The organism is Scytonema sp. UIC 10036, from assembly GCF_009725235.1.
Map to the genome: position 1 here is coordinate 24,157 of NZ_WJFC01000141.1, position 9,438 is coordinate 33,594.

The 9,438-nt window shown below is 42.9% G+C and carries 9 protein-coding genes and 1 rRNA gene; 3 read left to right on the plus strand and 7 right to left on the minus strand.

The features are described 5' to 3' along the window. Window positions 1–43: 43 nt before the first annotated feature. The 4 genes from ftsH3 to F7734_RS42180 form a co-directional block, all read right to left on the minus strand. Window positions 44–1,888, minus strand: coding sequence for an ATP-dependent zinc metalloprotease FtsH3 (gene ftsH3 / locus F7734_RS42165; protein WP_166482488.1), 1,845 nt, complete (start codon window positions 1,886–1,888; stop codon window positions 44–46). A 130-nt stretch (window positions 1,889–2,018) separates the two neighbouring features. Beyond that, complete coding sequence (locus F7734_RS42170; protein ID WP_166482489.1) at window positions 2,019–2,822, minus strand: aminotransferase class IV; 804 nt, start codon at window positions 2,820–2,822, stop codon at window positions 2,019–2,021. Window positions 2,823–3,246: 424 nt separating this feature from the next. After that, on the minus strand, window positions 3,247–3,957 hold the full coding sequence (locus F7734_RS42175; protein WP_243147372.1) for a hypothetical protein: 711 nt from the start codon (window positions 3,955–3,957) through the stop codon (window positions 3,247–3,249). Between the two features lie 154 nt (window positions 3,958–4,111). Next, a complete protein-coding gene (locus tag F7734_RS42180) occupies window positions 4,112–4,522 on the minus strand; it encodes a DUF2252 family protein (protein WP_243147373.1) in 411 nt (136 codons plus the stop codon). A gap of 142 nt (window positions 4,523–4,664) precedes the next feature. Between F7734_RS42180 and F7734_RS64390 the strand changes: the two genes are divergently transcribed. Further along, window positions 4,665–4,964 (plus strand): hypothetical protein, encoded by a 300-nt coding sequence (locus F7734_RS64390; RefSeq protein ID WP_243147374.1) that lies wholly within the window; start codon window positions 4,665–4,667, stop codon window positions 4,962–4,964. A gap of 104 nt (window positions 4,965–5,068) precedes the next feature. On the opposite strand, the gene F7734_RS42190 is transcribed toward F7734_RS64390, so the two are convergent. After that, a complete protein-coding gene (locus F7734_RS42190; RefSeq protein ID WP_243147375.1) occupies window positions 5,069–5,386 on the minus strand; it encodes a DUF2252 family protein in 318 nt (105 codons plus the stop codon). Window positions 5,387–5,529: 143 nt separating this feature from the next. On the opposite strand from F7734_RS42190, the gene F7734_RS42195 reads away from it, so the two are divergent. Then, complete coding sequence (locus F7734_RS42195; RefSeq protein ID WP_155750353.1) at window positions 5,530–6,828, plus strand: hypothetical protein; 1,299 nt, start codon at window positions 5,530–5,532, stop codon at window positions 6,826–6,828. Window positions 6,829–7,012: 184 nt separating this feature from the next. Here the strand turns inward: F7734_RS42195 and F7734_RS42200 are convergent, their stop codons facing one another. Next, window positions 7,013–8,284 (minus strand): tetratricopeptide repeat protein, encoded by a 1,272-nt coding sequence (locus F7734_RS42200; protein WP_155750354.1) that lies wholly within the window; start codon window positions 8,282–8,284, stop codon window positions 7,013–7,015. A 125-nt stretch (window positions 8,285–8,409) separates the two neighbouring features. Between F7734_RS42200 and sfsA the strand changes: the two genes are divergently transcribed. After that, window positions 8,410–9,198, plus strand: a complete 789-nt coding sequence (sfsA, locus tag F7734_RS42205) for a DNA/RNA nuclease SfsA (RefSeq protein WP_155750355.1) — start codon at window positions 8,410–8,412, stop codon at window positions 9,196–9,198. 135 nt (window positions 9,199–9,333) lie between these two features. Here the strand turns inward: sfsA and rrf are convergent. After that, a 5S ribosomal RNA gene (rrf, locus tag F7734_RS42210) occupies window positions 9,334–9,438 on the minus strand; the annotation flags it as partial.

Sequence of the window (9,438 nt, forward strand, 5' to 3'; positions counted from 1 at the left end):
AGATATGACTTACTTCATACTTTATACTTCATACTTCAGTTAACTATGCAAAAGTTGCAGTTTTAACGTCATTGCTAGCAAGTAATTCTTGCAACTCTTCAGCATCTACAGTTTCTTTCTCAACTAGCATTTCTGCAAGTTTGTCAAGAATGTGGCGGTTATTTTCCAACACTTCTTTAGCGCGTCGTTTAGCTGCTCCTACTAGCAAGCCAACTTCTTCATCAATGGCTGCTGCGGTTTCTTCAGAAAAGTCCCGTTCTGACATAATGTCCCGACCGAGGAACATATTGCCTTGCTGGCGTCCGAGGGCAACCGGTCCCAGGCGATCGCTCATACCAAAGCGTGTTACCATTTGACGGGCAACCCGTGTCACTTGTTGCAGGTCGTTAGAAGCACCAGTGGTGACTTCGTCTTCACCAAAGATTAATTCTTCAGCAATGCGACCACCCAAAGCAACTGCCATCTGATTTTCCAGATAAGCACGGCTGTACAAACCAGTGTCCATCCGGTCTTCACTGGGGGTGAACCAAGTTAAACCACCTGCACGTCCGCGAGGAATAATGCTAATTTTCTGCACTGGGTCATAATCTGGCATCAAAGCACCAACTAGAGCGTGCCCTGCTTCGTGATATGCAACCAATGTTTTGCGCTTTTCGCTCATGACGCGGTCTTTCTTCTCCGGACCAGCTAATACGCGATCGATTGCATCGTTAATTTCATCCATCGAAATTTCAGTTAAATTTCGACGTGCTGCTAGAATTGCAGCTTCATTCAGCAGGTTGGAAAGGTCTGCACCAGTAAATCCAGGGGTACGACGGGCAATTCTTTCCAAGTCCACATCTTTTGACAGAGTTTTGCCACGGGCGTGAACTTTAAGAATTTCAACTCGTCCGGCGTAGTCTGGGCGATCGACGACCACTTGACGGTCAAAACGACCGGGACGCAGTAATGCAGCATCCAATACATCGGGACGGTTGGTAGCAGCAATAATGATAATACCAGTGTTGCCTTCAAATCCGTCCATTTCGGTCAGTAACTGGTTGAGAGTTTGTTCCCGCTCATCGTTACCACCGCCTAAACCTGCACCTCGCTGACGACCTACGGCGTCAATTTCATCGATGAAGACGATACAAGGAGCATTAGCTTTTGCTTGCTCAAATAAGTCGCGAACTCGAGACGCACCAACGCCCACGAACATTTCGACGAACTCAGAACCAGAGATGGAGAAGAAGGGGACACCAGCTTCACCTGCTACAGCACGCGCTAGCAAAGTTTTACCAGTTCCAGGAGGACCAACTAGCAACACGCCTTTAGGAATTTTGGCTCCAACAGCAGTGAAGCGATCGGCATTTTTCAAAAAGTCTACAACTTCGTTTAGTTCGAGCTTTGCCTGGTCGATACCAGCAACATCATTAAATGTCACTTGGGTTTGTGGTTCCATTTGCACTCTAGCTCTGGACTTACCAAAGTTCATAGCTTGGCTACCCGGTCCATTCTGAGCGCGACGCAACAAGAAAAATAAACCTACCAAAAGCAATACAGGGAAAAATAAGCTGCTTAGTGCCTTAAACCAAAATCCTTCATCGGTTTGAGGCAAAACAGTGATATCTACTTTGTATTGAGTAAGAGTGTTGATGAGATCGGGGTCGTTAACTAAGGTTACTAGCTTCTTGTTTGTGTCATTTTTGGTCATGACAAGAGCTGTAGACCGATCTGCGCTCAAACTAACTTTTTCTACATTGCCATTTTGAACTTCTTGAATAAACTGGCTGTACCGCCACGTTTCTCTGCTTTGTGGTTGTTTATCAAAAAATGCTGTCCCAAGGGCTATGACAACAATAAATAGCAGTGCGTACAGCCCCGCATTTCTCCATCGTTTATTATTCACCGAGGCTCATCCTCCTAATTGTCCTGTGCGATAAGCGAAACTTTACGGCTGAAGCCGTATCGCTCGTTGCGTCTCTGTAAAGAGATGGCATTTTTAAGAAATATATTAACTTATCTTAAGTTATACCAAATTATGCTCCTATAGTGCTAACAAAAAACATCCGTAGTTGTTGAAAACATGGATGGTGCGGATTATATTCTAGCTTTCCTACAGGCGAGCTAACGGTATGTATGGGGACGGTTTCCACTACACTATTACTGTAGGCAAGCGCCTCAAATTCCCTGACTAGGTTCTTTGTCCAAGGTTCCTCTCTCACAACCTGCCCCTCTTGGCGAAGCCATTTGACCAATTCTCCTCTCATAATTCCCGGTAAAATTTCCCCAGTTGCAGGTGGTGTCCACCAACTTCCATCTAACCAACCCCAGAGATTTCCCGTACTCGTTTCCAACCAATTGCCATGGACATCCACTAATATCGCTTCTTGTGCATTTAACTGTTGAGCAATGGATTTTGCCAACCACGCCCCTAAATAATTCCCGTTTTTGCGATCGGGAAGACAACGAGAAAATTCTGGTTTCGAGAGGACTGCTATTATACCATGGCTTTGTTTGTCCATCAATCCTTCTGGTAGAGTTCTACCAATTATCCATTCTCTCCCATCAGGAAAGACAGTGATTCTCAAAACGGGAAAATGGGCGGCGATCGCTTCAGCACCTTGACGCAATCTCTCTTCACTTGGCAGTTGCCAACCAAAAGATTCCAGACTGGATTTTAAGCGATCGCAATGTGCTTGCCAGTGAGTTAACCTACTGTCAAGGGAGCGATCGTAAACTCGCAATGTCGTAAAAACCGTTGCTCCATAGAGTAACCCCGGATCGTCTATTGCTAACTCTATAGTTTGAGACCTAATTAATTGACCATTATACCAATAGATAATTGTACCTCTGTTAGTTGTTGGTTGTTGGTTGTTAGTTGTTGGTTGTTGGTTGTTAGTGGTTAGTGGTTAGTTGTTGGTTGTTGGTTGTTGGTTGTTAGTTGTTAGTTGTTGGTTGTTGGTTGTTGGTTGTTGGTTGTTGGTTGTTGGTTGTTAGTTGTTGGTTGTTGGTTGTTGGTTGTAGTTGTTAGTTGTTGGTTGTTGGTTGTTAGTAGTAAAATCCCAAATTTTGAAATACCACTAACCACTAACCACTAACCACTAACCACTAACCACTAACCACTAACCACTAACCACTAACCACTAAACACTAACCACTAACCACTAACCACTAACCACTAACAACTAACCACTAACCACTAACCACTAACCACTAACCACTAACCACTAACCACTAACCACTAACCACTAACCACTAACCACATTAATCTTTTTTAGAAAGTTTAATTTTGTGAGTACCGTCAGGACTGTTAATAACGTCACCACCTAAAGCTTTAATTTCACGAATAGCTCGCTGACGAGTTTTTTCATCAAGTTGATTGTTTAATACCATAGCCCAAGTTGCTATCCTCGCATATGTACTATTGGGATTGCGACTTAAAAACTCTGCAGTCTTTTCTGAGATTGCTCTAGCTTGTTGGCTTTCTTCATCGGAATGATAGCTCGCCCAGTCTGCTGATTTTTCAAATGATTGCCGTGCTTTTAAGGATTGCCCTAAAAATAACAACTCATCAATACCTTTATACCGCCAAACATAATAAGATTTTGTGGGAGCAAAAGGAGATAGAGATTTTAACCCTTTCTCCATCAACTTAATAGAAAATTCGGGCATAGCAGCATACATAGAAGTACTGGTAGAAAGACCCAGATAAGCAGTTATAAATCGAGGATCGCGTGCTAAAATAATTTCAAAGTATTCTGGACTTAAATTATAACCTGTCTTTGAACGAACTTCATCGTCTCCAAAATATTGGAGAAACCAGAGATAGGCAAGGTTGGCTATAACATTATCATAGCCAAAACTGGGTATTTTCTTAATTACATTTAGACGGGTTCTTTCTAAATCAATTTCTCTCTGTAAAGTTTTTACTGGCACCGTTTTGCTGCTATGGAGTAATTTTTGCATGCGTGGCATTTGGAGCGAACTCACTCCTAACAAGCATAAACAAGTGGCAAATGATAGAATTAGATTTCGACCAGGTAGAGGAAACATTTTAGTTAACTGACAATAAAGGGTGACACTATAGGTAAATAGTTCCCCTAAATCCTCCTAAAATAACAGTGACTGGTCACTGGTCACTGATTACTGGTAACTGGTCACTGTTTACTGTAGCGACAAATGCTTGATAATCGCGCTCGACTTGATTGGCATAGGTAGTGGCAAAATTTGCGATCGCTTCATCAAAAGTATCATTTTTGCCGAGATAGCTACTTATCATTATTGAGTCTCCAGAGCGAGCATGAGCGCGAGCAAGCGCCCACCCGCATAATGTTGCGTAGCCGATTAACTCAGAGCTAGATAAATCTTCGATGTCTACAGTGGTTTTCATATCCCGCAATTGACGAACGTAAAAATCGTGACCCCGCTCGCTACGCGTCCATCCTAGGAAAATATCACTAGCCGCTTGCATCAAGTGCTGACCTGCAACAATGCGCTGACCGTGATTTTTGTAGTTGCTTTTGCCTGCATAATTCTCCAAAGGTTGGCAGAAACGCTATGGTAAGGCTATTTCTGCCAAATCTCCAGGTTTCGTATTAGCAGAACTCATTCGCAAAGCCGAAAATGCTGGCGGAAGTGTTCATAGGTTTTCTACTCAGAAAACTGCACTATCTCAAACTCATTTGGATGGTAGTCGTGTTAAAAAATCTCTGTCCCAACGAGTTCATTACGATGCAACAGGTATTAAAATGCATCGGGATTTAATGAGTGCGTATTTGAGTAGATATGTTAATCAAGACGATAGACTGTCATTGCAAGATGCCCGTTCAGGGTATCGTGGGGCGGAGCCGCTCCTAACAGAGGCTTGGCAGGAGTCTTTAAACCGCGAACGAGTAGGCGAGCAGCGCGTTGCGGGGGTTCCCCCCGTTGTAGCGACTGCTCGAGTCCAAAAGTGGGTTGATTGCCCCAGAGCAGTTATCTGACAAGTTGAGAAAGGTTGACCAGATAGCTGATTGCTTACAATCCGAGCGAAAAGTTAACCCCAATTCTCAGCCAGAATCCGCGCAGCTTTAGCTCGCGGAGTGGCTCAAGCCTGGACGTAAATCCCTGTTGTAGGAGTTGCAGCCAGATCGGATGCCATAACGATCGCAGATCCGCGAAGAAAAGCAAAGGGTGATTTGGACATCCGGTAATACCGGATTGGTATTAGATTGGGCAATCTTCCCTTACTGGAGATTTTTAGTAGAGCGATAGGGTCAGGGCGATTTGTCGGGACTTTCCATTCGCTATGGGAAGAACGGGGGACGCGATCGCGCAATGCTTTGCCTGCTGCTTGTCGTTCGGTGGGAGAGATGTAGTTAGGGGTGGGATTGGCGATGGTAGAGGCTGGCTCCTGATGTACCATTATTTTGTATTCCTAAGTGATGGTATTGTTTTTAATTTGCTGCCAGTTTTGATCGTAATGCAGGACGATTGCAGCTTTACCACAGCATTGACAAACTTCCAATACGATGTCAATAATTCGTAAATTGATATCTCTGTTGGTTTATGAATTCTGCAAAAAGGTTTTTTTCCTATTCCTTGCTATGTTTGTTACTATTTAATAATATTTTAACTTTTCATCAAAAGGTACTTGGTTCTCAATCTACTGCGGATGAAGCCAATTTACAAAAAAGCTTGTTCGAGGAACAAAACCGTATTGCCCAAGGTCAAAAGAAAATATGCCTTCGTAGTTTCTGCATTGATAAAAGTTCGTTCACAGAAACTTTTATAGCAAAACAAATACGAGAGCTTGCTGAAAAAAATGCTGCTGTTACCGCAAGTAGCAACAACCTTTATCCTTTGGTATCCTCCCTACCAGGTGGTTCATTTCGTCCCAACATCCTCGATCTAGAGGGTGCTTCTCCCAAGCAAATTTTGCCTGCGGGTGATTATGTGATTCCAGTAAAAGTTTACTCTTTGCAAAGAGTTGCAAGCAGCCCTAACGGACATCGTTATTTATTGGGAAGATACGGTGGTAGCCGGAAAGAAGTTCTTGCCGCTTTAAACCGTTCTGCAGCTAGTTCTGATGTTTCTCAGAGGGACTTACAAAACCTTTCTTGGGCGGTACAAGCTGGAGCATCATATAAAGAGATGCCTGCTGAAATGCAAGCTTTGGTAGATAGATTGATTCCTCAATATCGTTCTGCTTTAAAGCCCGGTTGGTGGGAAGAGATCGAACAGCTATGGAATCAGAGCTATCAAGCATTGCGCTTGCATTCGTTGCAAGAGTTTTTAACAAGAAACCTTGGGGATACAGGGCGTAGCTTATTTGCTATGAAACAGGTACGCGATCGTCTTGTAGCAAAGGGAGAGAATTGGCGCAATCTAGCCGATCTTTTTTTGATTAATGATGGAACAGCAGGAGCGGGAAATGTTTTAGCCACTCCATGGAGCCAGATTGCTGAGGGAGTTTATGCCCGTTTTGTCACAGAAGGCAATGCGAATGACACTGGTTTGCTACAGTTGCGTATTATGGGCGGAAAAGTTGCCCAGAAAGGGATGACTAATGGAAATAAAGGGATACCACTGCTACCAATTGTTGCCCGTGCTATGACAGTTTATGAACTCTATAAGATAATTACGGAATTGGTTGCATTGCCTGAAGGAAAGAAAAATATTCAGCCGTTAACGATGTCGCCGGATTTATTTTCAGTGACAAAAGATATTGTAGAGATTGGGATAAAATTTTGCGAGCGTAGAAGCGCACCGAGAGGAAGATTATTAAAGGCAATGAATATTTTATGTAGTGTTGCGGGGGAAACGCCTCGTATTACAAAATTGAAAGTCTTTGACTTTCATCATTAAGTTTCGGAGGGTGGGGGGTGCCCACCACCATCACCTCGTTCCTGGGCTGCTGCCTGGGAATGCCTTCTTTAGAGGCTCCGCCTCCTGTACCGCTCTGCCACGCGAGGTATGCGTTTTAAATACTCCAAATCTCAAATATGGCTTCAATTTACCCGAACCAATTCCCAGTTTTCCTTTGCCACTTTTATCTATCCCAATCGCGTTCTAAGTCATGAATTACTTTTTCGATATACCAGTCCTCTGGCATGCCAGGATAGTTGTACTTCGCCTGGTCAATCAGTCGTTCGGCGATTTCCCAATGTCCCCCAACGAGTCTTAACAAGCGCTGGCGCAGCAATTTGTTCGTTGTTTTTTTAGGTTCGGAGGTAGATGAATGAATTTTTTTTAGGCTATCTAAGACTTGTTGGTAATTTGCCCAATCTTCTTTTTCACAAAACATACTTGCCGCAAGTTGGTAATCTTCAATAGCGCGATGCATCTCTTCTATACAAGTATAGGCAATACCACGATTGTAATAAGCTGTTGCATCATCGGGATTAATTTCTAATGCTTGGGTATAATCTTTGATTGCACCCAGGTGGTTACCCATTTGCCGATAGACATTCCCTCTGGCAACATAAAGCATTGCATCTTGAGGCTGTATTTGGAGTGCTTGATTAAAATCTGCGATCGCTCCAGTATGGTCTCCTAAATGAAATCGTGCTTTTCCTCGGTTTCGATAGACAATTGCGTCTTGCAAATTCAATTGCAATGCTTGGTTAAAGTCGGAGATCGCATCTTGGTAGTTACCTTGTTTGCAACGGACTACCCCTCGACAGCAGTATGCTTTTGCATCCTGTGGATCGACTCGCAATACCCAGTTCAAATCCTCCATGGCTTCTCGGGTATCGCCCTTTTCTGCCTTTTCTAGTAACTGCGCGAAATATTCTTTTTCGGAATTTAAAGGTGCAATTGTGCTACTTGGTTGGTTCACTGCAACTGGGTTTTCTTTTGGTTGTAACTGTTTAATCTTTTCCAGACATTGGCGACAGTTCTCTGTGTCTTTTTGCTCTAGATACAATTGGGCTGCTTTTTTAAAGTTAGCGATCGCATCTTGAATATACCCCTGTTTGCGGCGCACCGTTCCTCGCAAATGATAAGCTGCAGCATAATTAATATTGTGACGAATAGCTTGCTCTACATCCGCAAGCGACCCTGGGAGATTTTTTAACGACATTCGTGCTAGGGCGCGGCAATAATATGCTTCCACACTTTGGGGATTAAGCGCGATCGCTTCTGTCAAGTCAGAAACAGCCTTATGTATTTCTCCCAAATCATAGTACGCTAAACCTCGTCGATAATATGCTTCAGCAAAGTAGGGTGCTAGCTGTAAAGCACGGGTAAATTCCTCAATAGCCCCAGCATAATCTTTTTGCTTGGCTTTTTCTATTCCCTTATTATAAGATTCATTACTCATAGTGTTTCTTCAAAGGATCGAGTATCAAGAGTAAAGGCTGAGTTAGAGAAATCCTTTATACTTTATGCTTCAGCCTTAAATTCACTCATTTCTAATTTTCGTTGAAACTGAACAAATCTGCCACTATGGACTACCTCTACCGCTATCCACCCTTGTACCCTGGTATTCTGCTAAAACGCTACAAGCGTTTTTTTGCAGATGTTGAACTTGCTTCTGGTGAGGTTGTCACAGCCCACTGTCCGAATACCGGACCAATGACTGGCGTTTGTACTCCTGGTAGTCTAGTACAGCTTTCCTATAGCGATCGTCCTAATCGTAAATTGTCCTATACCTGGGAAATGATTCAGGTACATGACAATGAGCCAACCTGGGTAGGTATAAATACTTTATTACCTAATAGAATAACTAAGTTAGCTTTAGAAAAATATCTTTTCTCTGAATTGGGCAAGTATACTCATATACTTACGGAATTTACATATGGTCAAGATAAAAAAAGTCGTGTGGATTTTCTCCTATATGAATCTATAGAAAACGAAAACACCCTTCTATCTAGTGACTCTTTAGTAAGAAAGCGGGAATTACTAATCGCTCAAAGCACGCATAGAATTTATCTTGAAGTTAAAAATACCACCTTGGCGCAGGGCAAATTAGCTCTGTTTCCTGATACAGAAACAACACGAGGACAAAAACATCTCCGAGAATTGATGGCACTTCTGCCTCAATATCGTGCAGTCATGCTTTACTTTATTAACAGAGGTGATTGCACAGAATTTTCCCCTAGTGATGTTACAGATCCTATATATGGGAAATTGTTACGAGACGCTATCAACTTAGGTTTAGAAATTTTACCTTGTCGATTTGAAACAACTCCAGAAGGAGTACGTTATTTAGGTTTTGCAGAATGCAAGTTTTGAAAATAGCTAATAAGCTCACCAGAAATCTCAAAAAATCTCAAAAAATGTTCTTATATCAAATCCGATAACTTAGAGTTGTGCAAAAACAAAGCCCCCTGCCTAAGTGTAAGGAAGAGGGGTTTGTTCTATTTATAAACCTGGCATCGAGCTATTTTCGCGGGCGGCTACCCGCCAACTATCGTCGCCGCATCAATGTTTCACAGCTGAGTTCGGGATGGAATCAGAGTGGGACCACCGAGC